This window comes from Clavibacter michiganensis subsp. tessellarius (assembly GCF_021922985.1).
In the GTDB taxonomy this organism is placed as follows: Bacteria; Actinomycetota; Actinomycetes; order Actinomycetales; family Microbacteriaceae; genus Clavibacter; species Clavibacter tessellarius.
The window spans coordinates 763,216-782,936 of the sequence record NZ_CP040788.1; the positions used below are offsets into that span (position 1 = coordinate 763,216).

19 protein-coding genes and 1 tRNA gene are annotated in these 19,721 nt (G+C 75.0%); 17 read left to right on the forward strand and 3 right to left on the reverse strand.

The window, feature by feature from the left end; genetic code table 11:
* Positions 1–6 precede the first annotated feature (6 nt).
* The 9 genes from obgE to FGG90_RS03525 all read left to right on the forward strand — a co-directional run bounded on the left by obgE (position 7) and on the right by FGG90_RS03525 (position 7,302).
* Positions 7–1,536, forward strand: coding sequence for a GTPase ObgE (gene obgE / locus FGG90_RS03485; protein ID WP_094130446.1), 1,530 nt, complete (start codon positions 7–9; stop codon positions 1,534–1,536).
* Positions 1,537–1,563: 27 nt separating this feature from the next.
* Positions 1,564–2,337 carry a glutamate 5-kinase gene (proB, locus tag FGG90_RS03490; protein ID WP_094131508.1) on the forward strand — a complete coding sequence of 258 codons (774 nt, stop codon included), beginning with the start codon at positions 1,564–1,566 and terminating at the stop codon, positions 2,335–2,337.
* 44 nt (positions 2,338–2,381) lie between these two features.
* Entirely contained in the window at positions 2,382–3,716 is a 1,335-nt protein-coding gene (locus FGG90_RS03495; protein WP_094130444.1) for a glutamate-5-semialdehyde dehydrogenase, read from the forward strand.
* 149 nt (positions 3,717–3,865) lie between these two features.
* Positions 3,866–4,081 (forward strand): hypothetical protein, encoded by a 216-nt coding sequence (locus tag FGG90_RS03500; RefSeq protein ID WP_094130442.1) that lies wholly within the window; start codon positions 3,866–3,868, stop codon positions 4,079–4,081.
* A 17-nt stretch (positions 4,082–4,098) separates the two neighbouring features.
* Positions 4,099–4,701, forward strand: a complete 603-nt coding sequence (gene nadD, locus FGG90_RS03505) for a nicotinate-nucleotide adenylyltransferase (RefSeq protein ID WP_094130440.1) — start codon at positions 4,099–4,101, stop codon at positions 4,699–4,701.
* On the forward strand, positions 4,698–6,263 hold the full coding sequence (locus FGG90_RS03510; protein WP_094130438.1) for a hypothetical protein: 1,566 nt from the start codon (positions 4,698–4,700) through the stop codon (positions 6,261–6,263). Before nadD ends, FGG90_RS03510 begins: the two co-directional genes overlap by 4 nt.
* A 39-nt stretch (positions 6,264–6,302) precedes the next feature.
* Complete coding sequence (rsfS, locus tag FGG90_RS03515) at positions 6,303–6,680, forward strand: ribosome silencing factor (protein WP_012038183.1); 378 nt, start codon at positions 6,303–6,305, stop codon at positions 6,678–6,680.
* Between the two features lie 34 nt (positions 6,681–6,714).
* Positions 6,715–7,128: a TFIIB-type zinc ribbon-containing protein gene (locus FGG90_RS03520; RefSeq protein ID WP_094130436.1), complete on the forward strand. Its 414-nt coding sequence runs from the start codon at positions 6,715–6,717 to the stop codon at positions 7,126–7,128.
* 101 nt (positions 7,129–7,229) lie between these two features.
* Positions 7,230–7,302 (forward strand) — tRNA-Ala (locus tag FGG90_RS03525).
* Positions 7,303–7,471: 169 nt separating this feature from the next.
* Here the strand turns inward: FGG90_RS03525 and FGG90_RS03530 are convergent.
* Positions 7,472–8,413 (reverse strand): nuclease-related domain-containing protein, encoded by a 942-nt coding sequence (locus FGG90_RS03530; RefSeq protein ID WP_133065163.1) that lies wholly within the window; start codon positions 8,411–8,413, stop codon positions 7,472–7,474.
* 87 nt (positions 8,414–8,500) lie between these two features.
* Between FGG90_RS03530 and FGG90_RS03535 the strand changes: the two genes are divergently transcribed.
* From FGG90_RS03535 to FGG90_RS03560, 6 genes are all read left to right on the forward strand, one after another.
* The gene (locus tag FGG90_RS03535; protein ID WP_094130432.1) at positions 8,501–8,857 is read left to right on the forward strand and encodes a hypothetical protein; all 357 of its coding nucleotides are present in this window, start codon (positions 8,501–8,503) and stop codon (positions 8,855–8,857) included.
* A 42-nt stretch (positions 8,858–8,899) separates the two neighbouring features.
* Positions 8,900–9,913: an SGNH/GDSL hydrolase family protein gene (locus tag FGG90_RS03540; RefSeq protein WP_094130430.1), complete on the forward strand. Its 1,014-nt coding sequence runs from the start codon at positions 8,900–8,902 to the stop codon at positions 9,911–9,913.
* A 123-nt stretch (positions 9,914–10,036) separates the two neighbouring features.
* Positions 10,037–10,825, forward strand: coding sequence for a DeoR/GlpR family DNA-binding transcription regulator (locus tag FGG90_RS03545; protein WP_094130428.1), 789 nt, complete (start codon positions 10,037–10,039; stop codon positions 10,823–10,825).
* Positions 10,822–11,793, forward strand: coding sequence for a 1-phosphofructokinase family hexose kinase (locus FGG90_RS03550; protein ID WP_094130426.1), 972 nt, complete (start codon positions 10,822–10,824; stop codon positions 11,791–11,793). Before FGG90_RS03545 ends, FGG90_RS03550 begins: the two co-directional genes overlap by 4 nt.
* Before the next feature lie 22 nt (positions 11,794–11,815).
* Positions 11,816–13,879 carry a PTS fructose transporter subunit IIABC gene (locus FGG90_RS03555; protein ID WP_094130424.1) on the forward strand — a complete coding sequence of 688 codons (2,064 nt, stop codon included), beginning with the start codon at positions 11,816–11,818 and terminating at the stop codon, positions 13,877–13,879.
* A 46-nt stretch (positions 13,880–13,925) separates the two neighbouring features.
* Positions 13,926–14,198, forward strand: coding sequence for an HPr family phosphocarrier protein (locus FGG90_RS03560; protein WP_094130422.1), 273 nt, complete (start codon positions 13,926–13,928; stop codon positions 14,196–14,198).
* A gap of 72 nt (positions 14,199–14,270) precedes the next feature.
* Here FGG90_RS03560 and FGG90_RS03565 read toward each other — a convergent pair whose 3' ends face one another.
* Both FGG90_RS03565 and FGG90_RS03570 read right to left on the reverse strand, forming a co-directional pair.
* Positions 14,271–15,815 (reverse strand): SDR family oxidoreductase, encoded by a 1,545-nt coding sequence (locus FGG90_RS03565; RefSeq protein WP_210433067.1) that lies wholly within the window; start codon positions 15,813–15,815, stop codon positions 14,271–14,273.
* 56 nt (positions 15,816–15,871) lie between these two features.
* A complete protein-coding gene (locus FGG90_RS03570) occupies positions 15,872–16,156 on the reverse strand; it encodes a hypothetical protein (protein ID WP_094130420.1) in 285 nt (94 codons plus the stop codon).
* A gap of 98 nt (positions 16,157–16,254) precedes the next feature.
* Between FGG90_RS03570 and FGG90_RS03575 the strand changes: the two genes are divergently transcribed.
* Both FGG90_RS03575 and FGG90_RS03580 read left to right on the forward strand, forming a co-directional pair.
* Complete coding sequence (locus FGG90_RS03575; protein WP_094130418.1) at positions 16,255–18,795, forward strand: DEAD/DEAH box helicase; 2,541 nt, start codon at positions 16,255–16,257, stop codon at positions 18,793–18,795.
* Positions 18,792–19,721 (forward strand): SDR family NAD(P)-dependent oxidoreductase, encoded by a 930-nt coding sequence (locus tag FGG90_RS03580; RefSeq protein ID WP_094130415.1) that lies wholly within the window; start codon positions 18,792–18,794, stop codon positions 19,719–19,721. Before FGG90_RS03575 ends, FGG90_RS03580 begins: the two co-directional genes overlap by 4 nt.

The following is a 19,721-nucleotide window of genomic DNA, read 5'->3' on the forward strand; positions in this document are numbered from 1 at the left end:
ACAGCCATGGCGACATTCGTCGACACCGTGACCCTCCACCTGCGGGCGGGAAACGGCGGCAACGGCTGCGTCTCGGTGCGCCGCGAGAAGTTCAAGCCCCTCGCGGGTCCCGACGGCGGCAACGGCGGCAACGGCGGGGACATCGTCCTCGTCGCCGACCCGCAGGTCACCACCCTGCTCGCCTACCACCGCGGGCCGCACCGGTCCTCGCGCAACGGCGGGCCCGGCATGGGCGACCACCGCCACGGCACGCTCGGCGAGATGCTCGAGCTGCCCGTCCCGGTCGGCACCGTCGTCAAGGACCCCGACGGCGAGGTCCTCGTCGACATGGCGGTCCCCGGCATGCGCTTCGTCGCCGCCGAGGCCGGCCAGGGCGGGCTCGGCAACGCATCGCTCGCCACCACCAAGCGCAAGGCGCCCGGCTTCGCGCTCCTCGGCACCCGCGGCCACGAGGGCGACGTCGTCCTCGAGCTCAAGGTCGTCGCGGACGTCGCGCTCGTCGGCTACCCGTCCGCCGGCAAGTCGAGCCTCGTCGCGTCCATCTCGGCCGCGAAGCCGAAGATCGCCGACTACCCCTTCACCACGCTGCACCCGAACCTCGGCGTGGTCGAGGTCGCGGACTCGCGCTACACCGTCGCCGACGTGCCCGGCCTCATCGAGGGCGCGAGCGAGGGCAAGGGCCTCGGCCTCGAGTTCCTCCGCCACGTCGAGCGGTGCTCGGCCCTCCTGCACGTGCTCGACTGCGCCACGCTGGATCCCGGTCGCGACCCCATCTCGGACCTCGACATCATCCTGGGCGAGCTCGCCGCGTACCCCGTGCCCGACGGCCAGGTGCCGCTGATCGAGCGCCCGCAGCTCATCGCCCTCAACAAGGTCGACGTGCCGGAGGCCAAGGAGCTCGCCGAGCTCGTGCGCCCGGAGCTCGAGGCCCGCGGCTACCGCGTGTTCGAGATCTCCACGGTCAGCCGCGACGGACTGCGCCAGCTCTCCTTCGCCCTCGCGGAGCTCGTGGAGGCCGCGCGCACGAAGGCGCTCGAGCAGCCGGAGGCCGAGCGCATCGTCCTCCGCCCCCGCGCCGTGGACGAGAAGCCCTTCACGATCCGCGTCGACGGCGGCAGCTACGGCGACATCTTCCGCGTCCTCGGCGCGAAGCCCGAGCGCTGGGTGCAGCAGACCGACTTCACCAACGACGAGGCCGTCGGCTACCTGGCCGACCGGCTGGCGAAGCTCGGCGTCGAGGACGGCCTGTTCAAGGCCGGCGCGGTCGCCGGATCCAGCGTCGTCATCGGCGAGGGCGACGGCATCGTCTTCGACTGGGAGCCCACGCTCACGTCCACGGCCGAGCTCATCACGAGCCCGCGCGGCGCCGACGCCCGCGTCGACCCGATCCGCCGCCGCACCAACCAGGCGCGCCGCGAGGACTACTTCGCGCGCATGGACGCCAAGGCCGAGGCCCGCGCCCAGCTCGTGCGCGAGGGCGAGGCCGGGCTCTGGGCCGACGAGGACGGCGAGGCGCCCGCGGACGAGAAGGCCTGACCCGTGGGGACGGCTCCGCGCTCGGGCATGACCTCGCGCGCCGGCATCCCGGGCGCCCGGCGCATCGTCGTCAAGGTCGGCTCGTCGTCCATCAGCGGCGAGAACGCGGGGCAGATCGCGCCGCTGGTCGACGCGATCGCCACCGCGCACGGCCGCGGTGCCGAGGTCGTGCTGGTCTCCTCCGGCGCCATCGCGACCGGCATGCCGTTCCTGCGGCTCGACGACCGCCCGGCCGACCTCGCCACGCAGCAGGCTGCCGCCGCGGTGGGCCAGAGCATCCTCGTCTTCCGCTACCAGGAGGCGCTCGACCGCTACGGCATCGTCGCGGGCCAGGTGCTCCTCACCGCGGGCGACCTCGCCGCTCCTGACCACCGCGAGAACGCGCAGCGCGCCATGGTGCGGCTGCTGGGGCTCCGGATCCTGCCCATCGTCAACGAGAACGACACCGTCGCCACCCACGAGATCCGCTTCGGCGACAACGACCGGCTCGCGGCGCTCGTGGCGCAGCTCGTGCGGGCCGACCTGCTGCTCCTGCTGTCCGACGTCGACGCGCTCTACACGCGGCCGCCGCAGGAGCCGGGCGCCGAGCGCATCGCGCACGTCGGCTTCGGCGACGAGCTCGCGGGCGTCGAGATCGGGAGCACCGGCACGGGCGTCGGCACGGGGGGAGCGGTGACCAAGGTCGCGGCGGCCCGACTCGCCGCCGGATCCGGCACGGGGGTCCTGCTCACGTCGACCGCGCAGGTGGCGGAGGCGCTCGAGGGCGCGCCCGTCGGCACCTGGTTCGCGCCGCGCCCCTGATCCCGCGCGATCGTCCGGCGCCCCCGCCTGGCTAGGCTTCCCCCATGCCCACGACCGTCCCCGGCGCGCCCGGCGCCGCGCTCGCGCCCGCCGCCGATCCCGCCGCCGTCCGCCCCGAGACGGACGCGTCGTCGCCCGCGCTCGAGGCGATCCTCGTCGCCGCGCGCGCCGCATCGACCCGGCTCGCCGCCAGCACGGCGGGGGAGCGCGACGCCGCCCTCGACCGGATCGCCGAGGGGCTCCGCGCGGCGTCGGACCGCATCGTGGCGGCCAACGCGGAGGACCTCGCCGCCGGACGCGCGGCGGGCCTCGCCACCGGGCTCCTCGACCGGCTCGCCCTCGACGCCGCCCGCGTGCGCTCCCTCTCCGAGGCCGTGTCGGGCATCCGCCGCCTCGACGACCCGCTCGGGGAGGTCGTGCGCGGCCGCACCCTCCCGAACGGCCTGCTCCTGTCCCAGGTCCGCGTGCCGTTCGGCGTCGTCGGCGCGATCTACGAGGCGCGCCCGAACGTCACCGTCGACATCGCCGCGCTCGCCCTCCGGAGCGGCAACGCCGTCGTGCTCCGCGGCGGATCCGCGGCCCAGCGCTCGAACGCCGTCCTGGTCGAGGTCATGCGGGCGGCCGTCGCCGACGCGGGCCTCCCCGCGGACGCCGTGCAGACGGTGGACGCGCACGGCCGCGCCGGCGCCGCGCGGCTGATGCGCGCCCGCGGCCTCGTCGACGTGCTCGTGCCGCGCGGCTCCGCCGACCTGATCCGCACCGTCGTGGAGGAGTCGACCGTGCCCGTCATCGAGACGGGAGCCGGCGTCGTGCACGTCTATCTCGACGCGTCCGCGGATGCGGCCATGGCGGTGGACGTCGCGGTCGACGCCAAGGTCAGCCGCCCCAGCGTCTGCAACGCCATGGAGACGCTGCTCGTGCACCGGGAGGCGGCACCCCGGATCCTCCCGGCCGTCCTCGACGCCCTCCGGGACCGCGGCGTCACGATCCACGGCGACGCGGCCGTGCGCGACCTCTGGCCCGCCGCCGTCCACGCGACGGACGAGGACTGGGCCGCCGAGTACCTCTCCCTCGACCTCGCCGTCCGCGTCGTCGACTCCGCCGAGGACGCGGTCGCGCACATCGCCCGCTGGTCGACGCACCACACCGAGTCGATCGTCACCTCGGACGTGCGGGAGGCGGAGCGCTTCCTGGCCGCGGTCGACTCCGCGGTCGTGATGGTCAACGCGTCGACGCGGTTCACGGACGGATCCGTCTTCGGCTTCGGCGCCGAGGTCGGCATCTCGACGCAGAAGCTGCACGCCCGCGGCCCGATGGGGCTGCAGGAGCTCACGAGCACGAAGTGGATCGTCCGGGGGAGCGGGCAGGTCCGCGGCTGACCCTGCAGGCGGCCCTCCGAGCGGGAGCCGGAGCGCCCGCGGAAGCGACCGCGGCACGCCCGGGAGCGGATGCGCCCCTCCCGGGGGCCCGCCGATAGGATGGCAGGCGCCGCCTCCGTGCCCCGGGGCGTGCCACGAACGGAGATCCCATGCACGCGCTGACCACCACCATCCTCGCCGAGACCGAGCACGCCATGGAGCTCGCCGCTCCGCTCTGGGTCTTCCCGGCGGTCGCGGCCGTCGCGTTCATCGCGCTCGGGGTGGTCATGTTCAGCTTCCGCGACGTCAGCAACCGCCACTCGGAGAAGTGGGGCAAGCCGCCGGTGGCGGAGCAGGGCCACGGGACCGCCGACCAGGCGCACTGATCCGGAGCCCCCGCCCCATGACCACCCCCTCGACCCCGCGCCCGCGCATCGGGGTCATGGGCGGCACGTTCGACCCCATCCACAACGGCCACCTGGTCGCCGCGAGCGAGGTGCAGCAGCACCTGCAGCTCGACGAGGTGGTCTTCGTCCCCACCGGCCAGCCGTGGCAGAAGCAGACCGTCACGGACGGCGAGCACCGCTACCTCATGACCGTCATCGCGACGGCCGCCAACCCCCGCTTCACCGTCAGCCGTGTCGACATCGACCGCGGCGGCACGACGTACACGATCGACACGCTCCGCGACATCCGGCGCGCGCACCCCGACGCGGAGCTCTTCTTCATCACGGGCGCCGACGCCATCCAGCAGATCCTCGGCTGGAAGGACGTCCAGGAGCTGTGGGACCTGGCGCACTTCGTCGCCGTCACGCGGCCCGGGCACGACCTCACCGAGAGCGGCCTCCCGCACGCCGACGTAAGATTGCTGGAGGTCCCAGCGCTCGCCATCTCCTCGACCGACTGCCGGAGCCGAGTCGGACGCGGATTCCCCGTGTGGTACCTCGTCCCCGACGGAGTCGTCCAGTACATCTCCAAGCACCACCTGTATCGGAGCCCGCAATGACCCCCTCCCACGATGCGCCCGACACCGGGCCGACCTCGTTCGACGACGGTCCCGCTCCCGCGACCCTCGGGCTCAGCCGCCGCGAGATGCGCGCCGCCGAGCGCGCCCGCGCCCAGGCCCTCGGCATCGACGAGGCCGACGACGCGCCCGCCGAGGACGCGTCGACGACGTCCCCCGACGGCGAGGCCGGTGCGGGCGATGGTGCTGCCGACGCCGCCGGCGAGGCCGGGTCGGCATCATCCGCCGACGCCTCGGACGGCCCCTCCGACGAGCGCCCCGCGGAGTCGTCCGCGACGCCCGGCGTCGGCCCGGACACCTCCGCGATCCTCCTGTCCGGCGGCGTCCTGACCCGCCGCCAGCTCCGCGCCATCCGCGAGGCGGAAGAGGCGGCCCGCCAGCAGCGCGGATCCGAGCACGACGCCCCCGCCGAGGACGCGGCCGACCCGGCCGCTCCTCCCGCCGACGCGCCCGGCTCCGACGCCCCGCCCGTGGCTGACGACGCCCCCGACGAGGCGCCCGCCGCCGACGAGGCGCCGGCCCCGGTCGACGACGCCCCGCCGGCCGGCGACACCACGGTCCCGCCGTACGTCCGATACGGCCGCGGATCCCGCGCGACGCCGCGTCCGCGCGCCCCCTACGGCAGCGCCTATCGCCGGGCCGCCCTCGTCGAGGACGAGCGCGAGACCGCGGACGAGGTGGCCCCGGAGGCCGCGGCTGATGCCGCACCGGAGGCTCCCGCGACCGGCTCGGCGGAGTCCGCCGCCGACGCGTCGGCCAGCACGCCGTCGGCCTGGCCCTTCGCGCCCATCACCCCCTCGGTGGGCGATGCCGACCACGACGTCGACGCCTCGGGCGAGCAGCCCACCGTCCCGCCGCTCGCGACGCACCTGCCCGACCGCACCGAGGACCCGCGACCGTCGCCGTCCCTCGACGGCGCGGCCTGGGACTCCGCCGCCCCCGCCCCGCGCATCGAGCCGGCCTTCGGGACGCGCGCCTCCGACGCCGAGGACGACGACGCCCCGGGAGCGCCTGCGCGCTCCGACGAGGTCACGTCCCCGGACGCCGCCGCTCCGGCCGCGGCTGATCCGGCCGCCGCCGACGCACCCGCGCCGTTCACCCCGCCGACCGGCCACTGGTCGGTGCAGGACCAGGTCGACGAGGACCAGCCGCACACCGGCAACCACTTCATCCTCCCGACCGTGCCGCACGTCAACGACATGCAGCAGGCGCTGAACAGCACCGGCGAGATCATCATCACGGGATCCATCGACCTCCCGCGGAGCCTCGGCTCCATGGGCACGCACCCGGACCGCTTCGACACGGCCGACATGGACCGCATCCTCGAGCAGGGCGACGACCAGGACCACGCTCCCGGCGGCTCCGACTCGGAGCCCGTCCGCGCGAGCCGCGCCGTCAGCACCCACACCTCCACGCGCGCCGTCGTGCAGCCGCCGCCCCGCAAGCGCTTCACCGCGCCCGTCGTGGCGGCCGTCACGGCCGGGGGAGTGGCCGTCATCGGCGCGGGTCTCGTCATCGTCGCGTTCATGACGAATGTATTCTGATCGTCTGATCCACCACCCCACCCGTCCCGGAAGGACTCTGTGACCGCTTCTCCCCGCGCCCTCGACCTGCTCAAGGTCGCCGCCCTCGCTGCCGACTCCAAGCAGGCCATCGACCTGGTCGCGCTCGACGTCTCCGGGCCCCTGCCCCTCACCGACGTCTTCCTCATCGCCTCGGCCCGCAACGAGCGGAACGCGCAGGCGGTCGCCGACGAGATCGAGGACAAGATGATCGAGGCCGGCGCCAAGCCGCTGCGCCGCGAGGGGAAGAGCGAGGGCCGCTGGATCCTCCTCGACTTCGGCGACGTCGTCGCCCACGTCTTCACCGAGGAAGATCGCATGTACTACTCGCTGGAGCGCCTCTGGAAGGACTGCCCCGTCGTCGCCCTCGAGATCGAGCCGACGGCATCCGCATCCTGATCCGCTCGCGTCTCACCCGCGAGGGGATCGCCGCATGAAGTGCCCCAACGACTCGGCCACCCTCGTGATGAGCGAGCGCGCCGGGGTGGAGATCGACTACTGCCCCGACTGTCGGGGCGTATGGCTCGACCGCGGGGAGCTGGACAAGATCCTCGACCGCGCCGACCAGGAGGCGCGGCCCGCGGCCGCAGCCGTCCCGCCGGCCGCTCCGCTCGGCGGCTACCCCGACCCCGCGCGCGACGGCCGCCGTCGCGACGACGACCGGGACCGCCGCGGTGACGACCGCCGCCGCGACGACGACCGCGAGCGTGACCGCGCATACGGATCCCGCGACGACCGCGGGTACGGCTCCGCCGCCTCCTCGTCCGGGGGCGGGTACGGCACGGCTGACGGCTACGGCGGCAGGCGCCGGAAGAAGGAGAGCTGGCTCAGCGAGCTGTTCGACTGAGCCTTGGTCCGGCACCGACCGCCTCGGAGGATGCCCTGGTCATGGGGCGGTCGGAATGTGTAGTAATGTAGACGAGTCGCTTCCGCAGGGGAGCGGAGAACGGGTCTGTGGCGCAGTTGGTAGCGCACCTGCATGGCATGCAGGGGGTCAGGGGTTCGAATCCCCTCAGATCCACCGCACGAGCCCCGCACCTCATCGAGGTGCGGGGCTCTTCTCGTTCCCGGCGTCGCATGGCGAGGCCTCGGGTCCCGTGGCGTCGGGTCCCATGGCGTCGAGCCGGGGAGCGTCGCTGTCGTCGCCGTGCGGCCGACCGGCCCTCGCGGCCCCGCGCGCCGCGCGCGGATCACGGTCGGCGCGCGTGCTCGATCCGCTCGATGTGCGCGCCGTCGGAGGCCAGGAGCTCGACCAGCCGCTCGATCCGCTCGCCGCTGAGCTTCACCGTCCGGCCCCGGGCGACGCCCGCGAGCAGCGCCTCGAGCCGCTCGGGTCCCGCCACCACGGCCGTGGGGATGTCGGAGGAGCCCGGACGCTGCTCCTCCGGGCCGAGCACCAGCGCGTCGGGGTGGCTGTAGAGCACGACGGTGGTGAACCACGGCGCCGGCCCGCCGCGCTCCGCGATGTGCGCCGCGAGGCGCCGCGCCTGGGTCCGCACCTGCGACACCGGCGAGTCCCCGCCCCGGTGCGTGCGGACGGTGAGGGACGTGCTGGTCCCGTCGCCGACGACCTGCACGGCGAACGAGGCCTGCAGGTCGCCGTCGGGCAGCATGGCCGCGACTGCCGGGTGCACATCGCCCGGTCGGATGCCGTCGAGCACGAGCCCCCGCCAGTGCTTGCCCTCGATGATGAGCGCCCCGGTCGGCGTGAGCAGCACGTGGTCGACCTGGACGAGGAAGCGGGCGCCCCGATGCGGATCCACCCCCGGCAGCACGACGTTGGTGGCGAGGACCCCTCCGAGGCCCGCCGCCCGGCAGGCCTCGACGATCATGCCGTGCGAGACCACCTCCGTCCGCCACGTGCTCGCGAAGCGGCGTCGCGCCTCGGCCGCGTCCGAGACGGCCTCGGCGAGACGGCCGTCGGCCTCCGCGCGGTCGCGGGCGTGCGCGTCCGCGAGGGCGGTCGCGCGCGCCTCGTGCGCGTCCTCGAGCGCGCGGACGGCCCGGCCGTGCGCCGCCGTCGCCTCCCGCGCGGCCTCCTCCGCCCGCGCCGCGAGGGCGCGACGGGATCGGACGAGGACGGCGACGGCGAGGAGGGCGGCGGCGACGAGCGCCCAGGCGAGGATCTGCATCCTGCGAGGGAACCACGGCATGCGGGCCGCGCGGGCGAACCGCTCCCCGATCGGGGGACTGTCCTCCACTTGGAGGACCGGCGTACCGTGGATCAGGTCATCGACCCCCTGGAGCACCACATGTCGCACGCCACCCTGCACGGGAACAGCCGCACCGATCCGCACCGCGCGTCGGTGGTCGGATCCGCGGTGCTGGGCTTCCTGGCGGCGTTCGTGGTGGGCGCCACGGTCATCGTGACCCTGCTCATCACCTCGTTCGCGCAGGCCACCGAGGGCTACCCGGGGCTCGACGTCCCGGGCGTGGTGGACACGCGCATCGACCACGGCAGCGTCATCACGCAGATCGGCCCGGGCGGCTTCCTGTTCCCGCTGGCCGCCGGCCTGGTCGTCGGCCTCATCGTCGCCGTCGTCGTCTACGCGCGCCAGCGCCGCATCCAGGACTGAGCGGACCCGGCGCCCGTCCGGCCCGCGCGTAGGGTCGAGGGGATGACCGCCGACCGCCGCCTCCCGTCCCGCGCCAAAAGCCGTCGACGGAGGACGTCCCGCGGCGCCGCCCTCGCCGTCGTCGCGACGGCGGCCGCGCTCGGGCTCGCGGCGTGCACGACCCCGTCGCCCGACCTCCCGACGCCGCCTGCCGCGCCCCTGCGCGTCGTGTCGCTGGGCGACTCGTACTCCACCGGCACCGGATCCGCCGCGCCCCTGCCGGGCGACCCGGGCGTGTGCGGGCGCACGGTGGCGGCCTCCGTCCGGGTCGCGGCCGAGGCCGTGGGCGCCGAGCTCGTGGACGCGGCGTGCGACGGCGCCACGACGGCCGACCTCCTCGCCCCGCGCGAGCGCGGCGGGCGGACGCTGCCCGCGCAGATCGACGCGCTCGACGGCGGCGCGGACGTCGTCCTCGTCCGCATCGGCGGCAACGACCTCGGATTCCCCGCCCTCGTGGGCGGCTGCCTCGCCCGGGACGCGGACGGACCCGTCGCCGCGGGGCCGACCACGTGCGTCGACGCGCTCGCGCCCGCCGGCGGGACCGACGCGGTGCGGGCCCGCATCGACGGCGAGGTGTCGACGCGCCTCGCCGACGCCTTCGGCCGCATCCGGGCCGCCGCGCCGGACGCGCGCATCGTCGCCCTCGGGTACCTGACCGTGCTCGGCGACCCCGACACCCTGCCCGCGGAGGGATGCCTCGCCGCGACCGCCGCGTCCTCGGTCAACGGGCAGGTGCTCCTGACCGACCGCGACGCGCCCTGGCTCGCCGGCGTGCAGAGCGCGCTCGACGACGCCGTCGCGCGCGCGGCCGAGGCGGCGGGCATCCGCTTCGTCGACCAGGAGACGCCGACGGCCGCGCACGGGTCGTGCGTCGGCGACGCGGGCGATCCCTACGTCGCGGGCCTCGGCGGCAGCGCGGGGGACGTGCCCCTGCATCCGAACGCGGCCGGACTGGCCTGGGAGGCGTCGGCGATCGCCGACGTGCTGCGCGAGGAGGCCGCGGCGCTCGGGCGTTGACCGGCCCGCGATCCGGGTCCCGTCTGTGGATTCGTGTGGGATCGTGTTGCTTCGTCTGCGGATGAGGGCTACAGTGCGAGGACGCGAGGCGCACGTGCCCCGCGGAGTCGAAGGAGACCGCCCGTGTACGCCGAGGAACGCCAGGACCGGGTGGTCGACCTCCTCGAGCGCACGGGCCGCGTCGCCGTCATGGACCTCGCTCGCGACTTCGCGGTCACCACGGAGACCGTCCGCCGCGACCTCGCCCAGCTGGAGTCCCGCGGCGTGCTGCGGCGCGTCCACGGCGGGGCCGTCCGCGCGAGCCGGTCCACGCGCGTCGAGGAGAGCCTCGACGCCCGCAGCACCCGCAACACCGACGCCAAGGCGCGCATCGCGGACGCCGCGATGGCCCTGCTGCCCGCGACATTCCAGGGATCCGTCGCCGTCGACGCCGGGACGACCACCGGCCTCGTCGCGGAGCGCATCGCCGCCTGGACGCCGGACGTGGCCGGGCGCACGCTCGTCGTGGTCACGCACTCGATGGTGGTCGCGCAGACCGTGAGCCGGAACCCCGCCGTGGAGGTGCAGCTGCTCGGCGGCCGCCTGCGCGGCATCACGAGCGCCGCGGTCGGGCCCGCGACGCTCGGTCAGCTGTCGCGCCTGCGGCCGGACATCGCCTTCATCGGCGCCAACGGCATCCACGCGGGGTTCGGCCTGAGCACGCCCGACGAGGAGGAAGCCGCCGTGAAGACCGCCCTGACCCGGGGATCCCGCCGAGCCGTCGCGCTCGTGGACGCCTCGAAGGCGGGGGAGGAGGCGCTCGTGGGCTTCGCCGCCCTCGACGACCTCGACACCCTCGTGACCGACGCGCCGCCGGACGGCCCCCTCGCCGACGCGCTCGCCCGTGCCGAGGTGGAGGTGATGGTCGCGTGATCCTCACCCTCACGGCCAACCCGAGCCTCGACCGCACCATCGACCTCGCCGGCGCCCTCGCGCGCGGCGCCGTGCAGCGCGCCCGCGGCGTCACGGAGCAGCCGGGCGGCAAGGGCGTCAACGTGTCCCGCGCGCTCATCGCCTCGGGCCTCGACACGATCGCGCTGCTCCCCGGACGGCTCGACGACCCGATGCTCGTGGCGCTGCAGGCGGAGCGGATCCCGCTCGACCACCTCGACATCCACGGCCGCGTCCGGCAGAACGTCACGCTCACCGAGCCCGACGGCACGACCACGAAGGTCAACGAGCCGGGGCCCGTGCTGAGCGCCGCCGAGGCCGACGCCCTCGTCGCGCTCGTGGTGCGCCACGCGCGCGCCGCCACGTGGCTCGTGCTCGCCGGATCCCTGCCGCCCGGCCTCGACGACGACTTCCCCGCCCGCGTGGTGCAGGCCGTCCGCGCCGAGCTCGGGGACCGGGCGCCGCGGATCGCCGTCGACTCCTCCGGAGCCCCCATGGCGGCGCTCGTCGCGTCCGACGCCGTGGTCGACCTCGTCAAGCCGAACGGCGAGGAGCTCGCCGAGCTCCTCGGGCTCGACGACCCGGACGCGCTGGAGCAGGATCCGCGGCTCGCCCACGAGGCGTCCCGGTCCCTCGTCTCGCGCGGCTGCCGCGCGGTCCTCGCGACCCTCGGCGCCCGCGGAGCCGTCCTCACCACGGCCGACGGCGGGTGGCACGCCACCATGCCGCCGATCGTGCCGGTGAGCACCGTGGGCGCGGGCGACTCGTCGCTCGCGGGCTACCTGCTCGCCGACCACCGCGGAGCCGGACCGGAGGGGCGCCTCCGGCAGGCCGTCGCCCACGGATCCGCCGCCGCGTCCCTCCCCGGCAGCACCATGCCGTCCCCCGACCAGACCCGGCCGGACAGCGTCACCGTCCAGCCGCTCCTCCCGATCGCCGCCGATCGCTGACCCGTCCACCCTGGAGAAGAACATGCCATCGCTCATCACGAACCGCCTCGTGCTCCTCGACGCCGACCTCGGCGCCGACCGCGAGCACGCCGTCCGCACGCTCGCCGAGCGCGTGGTCGCCGAGGGCCGCGCCACCGACGCCGACGCCCTCTTCGCCGACGCGTGGGAGCGCGAGTCGAAGACCGCGACCGGCATGGGCGGCGGGCTCGCCATCCCGCACTGCCGCTCCGCCGCCGTGACCGAGGCCACGCTGGTCATGGCCCGCCCGGCGCCGACCGTCGACTTCGGCGCGCCGGACGGCCCCGCCGACCTCGTCTTCTTCATCGCCGCGCCCGACGGCGCCGACCAGGAGCACCTCGTGCTGCTGTCGCGCCTCGCGCGCTCGCTCATCAAGCCGGAGTTCGTCGAGGCGCTGCGCGCGGCCACCGACGAGGAGCAGGTCGTGTCGCTCGTCGAGGGGGCGCTCGTCGACGAGCCCGCCTCCTCCACCGGCGCGCCGGCCGCCGCCGCTCCCGCCCTGTCGACCTCCGCGTCCGGATCCGCCGCGCCGGCCCCTGCCGCCGACGCGCCCGTGCTCATCGCCGTCACCGCGTGCCCCACCGGCATCGCGCACACCTACATGGCGGCCGACTCGCTCGTCGCCGCCGCGAAGCGCGCGGGCGTCGAGCTGCACGTCGAGACGCAGGGGTCCTCCTCCGTCACGCCCGTCGACCCCGCGATCGTCGCGCGCGCCACGGCCGTGATCTTCGCCGTCGACGTGGACGTGCGCGATCGCGCCCGGTTCGCCGGCAAGCCCGTGATCCAGTCGCCCGTCAAGCGCGGCATCGACCAGCCCGACCAGATGGTCGCCGAGGCCGTCGCGGCCGGCAGGGACCCGAACGCGACGCGCGTCCCGGGCGGGGCCTCCGCCTCCGCCGGATCCGAGCAGGCGTCCCCGCAGGCCGCGCAGTCGGTCGGCGCGCGCCTCAAGCGCTGGCTCCTCACGGGCGTCAGCTACATGATCCCGTTCGTCGCGGGCGGCGGCCTCCTCATCGCGCTCGGCTTCCTCCTCGGCGGCTACCGCATCACGGAGACCGCGTCGGACGTCGTGCTGCAGAACTCGCTCGCGAACCTGCCGGACGGCGGCCTGCTCCAGTACCTCGGCGCCGTGGCCTTCGTCATCGGCAACGCGTCCATGGCGTTCCTCGTCCCGGCCCTCGCCGGCTACATCGCCTACGCGATCGCCGACCGGCCGGGCATCGCGCCCGGGTTCGTCGCGGGATCCGTGTCCGTCATCATGGGCGCCGGCTTCCTCGGCGGCCTGGTGGGCGGCCTCCTCGCCGGCGGCATCGCCTACGCCATCGGGCGCATCGACGTCCCGCGCTGGCTGCGCGGCCTCATGCCCGTCGTGATCATCCCGCTGCTCGCGTCCATCGTCGCCTCCGGCCTCATGGTCATGGTGCTCGGCGGGCCCATCGCGGCGCTCACGCGCGGCCTCAACGCGTTCCTCACCGGCCTGTCCGGCACCTCGGGCGCCCTCATCCTCGGCGTGATCCTCGGCGTCATGATGTGCGTCGACCTCGGCGGCCCGATCAACAAGGTCGCGTACTCGTTCGCGGTCGCGGGCCTCGGCGCCGGCACGCTCGACAACCAGGCCCCGTGGCAGATCATGGCCGCGGTCATGGCCGCCGGCATGGTGCCGCCGCTCGCCCTCGCGCTCGCCTCCACCGTCATCGACCGCCGCCTCTTCAGCCCGGCGGAGCGCGAGAACGGCAAGGCGGCGTGGCTCCTCGGCGCCGCGTTCATCTCCGAGGGCGCCATCCCGTTCGCCGCGGTCGACCCGCTGCGCGTCATCCCCGCGAGCATCGTGGGCGGCGCCGTCACGGGCGCCATGGTGATGGGCCTCGGCGTCGTCTCGCAGGCCCCGCACGGCGGCGTCTTCGTGCTCTTCGCGATGAACGGCACGTTCCTCGGCTTCCTCGCCTCCGTCGCCGTCGGCACCGTGATCTCGGCGTTCCTGGTCGTGCTCCTCAAGCGCTTCACGGTGAAGCGCCCCGAGGCCGTCGCCGAGGCGTCCGTCGACCAGGGCGTGCCCGTCGCGGCCTGATCCGCTCCCTTCCGACCCACCCGATCCCCGCACGAAGGAGAACACCATGACCGAGCGCACCGCCACCATCGGCAGCCGCGTGGGCCTGCACGCCCGACCCGCCTCCCTCTTCATCGAGGCCGTGCGTCGCACGGGCGTCGCCGTGAAGATCAGCAAGCCGGGCGGCACGCCGCTCGACGCGACGAGCATCCTGTCGCTCATGAGCCTCGGTGCCGCGAACGGCGACCAGGTCGTCCTCACAGCGGAGGGCGACGGCGCGGACGCCGCGCTCGACGAGCTCTCCGCGCTGCTCGAGTCGGACCTCGACGCCGTCGAGTAGTCCCGCACGACGAGAGGGCCCGGTCACCGCGATGCGGTGGCCGGGCCCTCTCGTGTCAGCCGGCGGGCGGCGTCACCACTCGGCGACGCGGTAGTCCTTGAGGAAGACGCCCGAGATGTCCTCGCCGGCCTGGCCCATGACGATGGGGTCGTACACGCGCGCGGCACCGTCCACCAGGTCGAGCGGGGCGTGGAAGCCCTCCTCGGCGAGCCGCACCTTGGTGGGGTGGGGGCGCTCGTCGGTGATCCAGCCGGTGTCGACACTCGTCATGAGGATGCCGTCGGTCTCGCGCATCTCGCGCGCCGACGTGCGGGTCATCATGTTGAGCGCGGCCTTGGCCATGTTGGTGTGCGGGTGGCCCGGGCCCTTGTAGGCGCGGGCGAACTGGCCCTCCATGGCGCTGACGTTGACGACGTACTTGCGGCGCGCGGTCGAGGCCGCCATCGCGGGCCGCAGCCGGCTCACGAGGAGGAACGGGGCCGTGACGTTGGCGAGCTGCACCTCGAGCATCTCGAGCGGATCCACCTCGTGCACCACCTGGGTCCAGCTGTTCGCGTCGTGCAGGTCGGGCACGAGGCCGCCCGCGTCGATGGCCGTGCCGGCGGCGAGGCGCGCGAGCGAGGAGGACCCCGCGGTCATCGCGAGCTCGGTGACCTCCGCGGCGGTGATGCCCGTGGCCGTCGACAGGATCGGGTGCGCCGCGACGCTCGCCGCGAGGGCCGCGGGGTGCGCGTCGTTCGTGTGGCCGAACGTGAGCAGCTCCGGGATCGGCCCGTCCGGCAGCGACGCGGACTCGGCCTCCGACAGCGGCGCGTACGAGCCGGGGGAGCGGCGCACGGTCTGCGCGGCGTTGTTGATGAGGATGTCGAGCGGGCCGGCGGCCGCGACGGCGTCGGCGAGGCCGATCACCTGGGCCGGGTCGCGCAGGTCGAGGCCCACGACGCGGAGGCGGTGCACCCACTCGTGCGCGTCGGGCAGGCCGGCGAAGCGGCGCACGGCGTCGCGCGGGAAGCGCGTGGTGATGGTGGTGTGGGCGCCGTCGCGGAGGAGCCGCAGCGCGATGTGCATGCCGATCTTGGCCCGGCCGCCGGTGAGGAGCGCGCGCATGCCCGTGAGGTCGGTGCGGGCCTCGCGCTTCGCGTGGTTGATCCGCGCGCAGTCCGGGCAGAGCTGGTGGTAGAACGCGTCGACCTGCGTGTAGTGCTGCTTGCAGATGTAGCAGGGCCGCGAGCGCAGCAGCGTGCCGGCGGTGGGCGCGGCGGTGGTGATCGCCAGCGGGATGCCCCGCGTCTCGTCGTCGATGCGGTCCGGGGCGCCGGTGGCGGTGGCGGCGACGACGGCGCGGTCGGCGGTGGCGACGGCCTCCCGCTTCTCGAGGCGGCGGGCCTTCTTCACGGACTTGAACATGCTCGCCGTGGCGCGGCGGACGGCGACGAAGTCGGGGTGCTCCTCGTCGATGTCGGCGAGCGAGCCGAGGACGCGGAGCGTGACGGCGAGGTCGGCCGGGTCGATGGAGGTGGCGGGAGCGTCGGGAGCGGGCGCGGCGGCCGCGTCGGGAGCGGGGGCGGCGGGATCCGCGGGCGCGGCGGGGTCGTCGGGGAGGGCGTCGGAGGGCACAGGAGATGATACCCGGCGGTGCGCGGGCGGATCGGACCGCGGGGCACGCCCTCGCGCTACATGGTGGTGGCGAAGCCCACGGCCGCCGCGATCACGGCCCAGAGGGCGATGGTCACCACGATGAGGGCGATGAGCCCGGTGCGGCGGTCGCGCCAGCGCGCGCGCTCCACCTCGGTGGGCGCGGCCTCGGGAGCGGGGGCCGCGGCATCCGCGGCGCCGGAGCCGGGGCGGTCGGATCCGGCACCCGTCGGCTGCGCGGTGCCGGAGGCGGCGGACGCGTCGGCGTGCGGGTCGGCGGATCGAGCGCGGTCGGGGCTGGGCTCGAGGGGGAGGGTCGGCATCCGGCGACCGTACGCGCTGCAGCCGGGGAGCCGCCGCCGCCTGTGGAGAACTCCAGCCGCGGCCCGGCCGCCCGGTCGTGGGGGAGGATGGACGCATCATGCCGGAGACCTCGCTCGCCCCCACGCTCACTGACGAGGCGGCCCGCCTGGCCGTGGACGGGGCCACCGATGACGCGATCTACGACGCGTTCGCGGAGTGGGCGCTCGCGCAGGGCATCGAGCTGTACCCGGCGCAGGACGAGGCGGCGCTGGAGATCGCGTCCGGCGCGAACCTCATCCTCTCGACGCCGACGGGCACGGGGAAGTCGCTCGTCGCCGTCGCGGCGCACTTCGCGGCGCTCGCCCGCGGCCGCCGGTCCTACTACACGGCGCCGATCAAGGCGCTCGTCTCGGAGAAGTTCTTCGCGCTCGTGGAGCTGTTCGGTGCCGCGCAGGTCGGCATGGTCACGGGTGACTCGTCGGTGAACCCGGACGCGCCGATCATCTGCTGCACCGCCGAGATCCTCGCCAACCGGTCGCTGCGCGGCGGTGCGGACACGCCCGTCGACCAGGTGGTGATGGACGAGTTCCACTTCTACGCGGATCCGCAGCGCGGCTGGGCCTGGCAGGTGCCGCTCCTGCTCCTCCCGCACGCGCAGTTCGTGCTGATGTCCGCGACGCTCGGCGACGTCACCGACCTCGCGGAGGACCTCACCCGGCGCACCGGGCGGCCGACCGCGCGGATCACGGGCATCGAGCGGCCCGTCCCGCTCTTCTTCCACTACGCCGTGACGCCCGTGCAGGAGACCGTCGAGGAGCTGCTCGACACGAAGCAGGCGCCCGTCTACATCGTGCACTTCGCGCAGGCCGCGGCGCTCGAGCGGGCGCAGGCGCTCTCGAGCATCAAGATCGTGACCCGGGAGCAGCGCGACGCGATCGCGGAGCTCATCGGCGGATTCCGGTTCAGCACGGCGTTCGGGAAGACGCTGTCGCGGCTCGTGCGGGCCGGCATCGGCGTGCACCACGCGGGCATGCTGCCGAAGTACCGGCGGCTCGTCGAGCAGCTCGCGCAGCAGGGGCTCCTCCGGGTGATCTGCGGCACCGACACGCTCGGCGTCGGCATCAACGTCCCGATCCGCACGGTGCTGTTCACGGGCCTCACCAAGTACGACGGCACCCGGATGCGGCAGCTGAACGCGCGCGAGTTCCACCAGATCGCCGGGCGCGCGGGCCGCGCCGGCTACGACACCGCGGGCACCGTGGTCGCGCAGGCGCCCGAGCACGAGACCGAGAACATCAAGATGCTCGAGCGGGCCGGCGACGACGTGAAGAAGCGGCGGAAGCTCGTGCGCAAGAAGGCGCCCGAGGGCTTCGTGTCGTGGGGCGAGCCGAGCTTCCGCAAGCTCATCGACGCGGAGCCCGAGCGGCTGACCTCGAGCATGCAGGTGAGCCACGCGATGATGCTCAACGTCATCGCGCGCGGCGGCGACGTGTTCGCCCACATGCGCGCGCTCGTCGAGGACAACCACGAGCCGCGGACCCGCCAGCTCGCGCTCGCGCGCCGCGCCCTCGCCATCTACCGCACGCTGCGCACGGCGGGCATCGTCGAGCAGGAGGCGGACCCCGACGGCGGGCCCGCGCGCATCACGCTGACGGTCGACCTGCAGGCCGACTTCGCGCTCAACCAGCCGCTCTCGCCGTTCGCGGTCGCCGTCTTCGAGCTGCTCGACCGGGAGTCGCCCACCTACGCGCTCGACATGGTGAGCGTGGTCGAGGCGACGCTCGACGACCCGCGGCCGATCCTGTCGCAGCAGCAGTTCAAGGCGCGCGGCGAGGCCGTGCAGGCGATGAAGGCCGACGGCATCGAGTACGACGAGCGCATGGAGCTGCTCGAGTCGGTCACGCACCCCAAGCCGCTCGAGGAGCTGCTCGACCAGGCCTTCACGACCTACGCGGCGAGCCAGCCGTGGATCGGCGACTTCGCGCTCAGCGCGAAGTCGGTCGTCCGCGACATGTACGAGCGGGCCATGAGCTTCAGCGAGCTGATCTCCTTCTACGGGCTCATGCGCTCCGAGGGCCTCGTGCTCCGCTACCTCTCCGACGCCTTCCGGGCGCTGCGGCAGACGATCCCGGACGAGGCGAAGACCGAGGAGCTGCTCGACGTGATCGAGTGGCTCGGCGAGCTCGTGCGCCAGGTCGACTCGAGCCTGCTCGACGAGTGGGAGGAGCTGTCGCACCCGACCGCGGCGCCCGGCGACGCGCCCGTGCTGCCGCCCGCGCCCAAGCTGCTGACCTCGAACACGCGCGCGTTCCGGATCCTCGTGCGCAACGAGATGTTCCGGCGGGTGCAGCTCGCGGCCCGCGAGGACCTCACGGCGCTCGGCGAGCTCGACGCCGCGGCCGGATTCGACGCCGACGCGTGGGGCGACGCGCTCGACGGGTACTTCGGCGAGTACGACCGCATCCTCACCGACGGCGACGCGCGCAGCCAGGCGCTCGTGACGATCGAGGAGGGCGCGACTGCGTGGACCGTGCGCCAGGCGCTGCACGATCCCGAGGGCGACCACGACTGGGGGATCGAGGCGACCGTGGACCTCGACGCGTCGAACGAGGCCGGCGAGGCGGTCGTGCGCGTGACGCGCGTCGGCACCCTCTCGTGAGCGCGGCCCCGCTCCTGCCCGACCTCGCCGGCCGGACCGTCCTCGTCACGGGAGCCAACGGCGGCGTGGGCTTCTGGACCTCGGCGCAGCTCGCCGGCGCGGGCGCGCGGGTGCTGCTCGCCTGCCGCTCCGCCGAGCGCGGGGACCGGGCCGCGCGGGCCCTCGTCGCGCGCGTGCCGGGCGCGGACGTGGACGTCGTGCCCCTCGACCTGGCCAGCCTCGCGAGCGTGGACGCATGCGTCGCCGCGGTGCGGGAGGACCTCGACGCGATCGTCGCGAACGCCGGCCTCACGCCGGCGGGCGGTCGCGCCCGCCACCGCCGCACGACGGTCGACGGGTTCGAGGAGCTCACGGGCACCAACGCGCTCGGGCACTTCGCGCTGGTCGCCGGGCTCGCCCCGCGGCTGCGGGCGGGCGGGCGCGTCGTGATGCTCGGATCCCTCGCCCACCGCTTCTCGCCCCTCGACCTCGGCGACCTCGCGGGGGAGCGTCGCATGCCCGCGCTCGTCCGGTACGGCCGGTCGAAGACGGCGTGCATGATGCTCGCGGACGCACTCGACCGGCGCTGGCGGGCGGCGGGATCCGACCGCGTCGCGCTCTCCGCGCACCCCGGCTACGCGGTGGACGCGCTGACCCCGCCGCAGGATCCGGCCGAGCGCGCGCGGGGCGTGGACGCCGCCCGCCGGCGCCTCGCCCGGGTGGGACGCGTCCTGGTGCAGGGGAAGGACGCCGGAGCCTGGCCGGTCGCGCACGCGGCCGTCGCCGACGGCGTCACGGGCGGCGCCTCCTGGGGACCCGCCGGGCCGCTCGAGCTGAAGGGCCCGCCGGCGCCCGCCTTCGTCGCCGAGCACGCGCGGTCCGCGGCCGTCGCGGATCAGCTGTGGGCCGCCGCCGAGGACGCGACGGGGATCCGCTTCCGGCCCTGA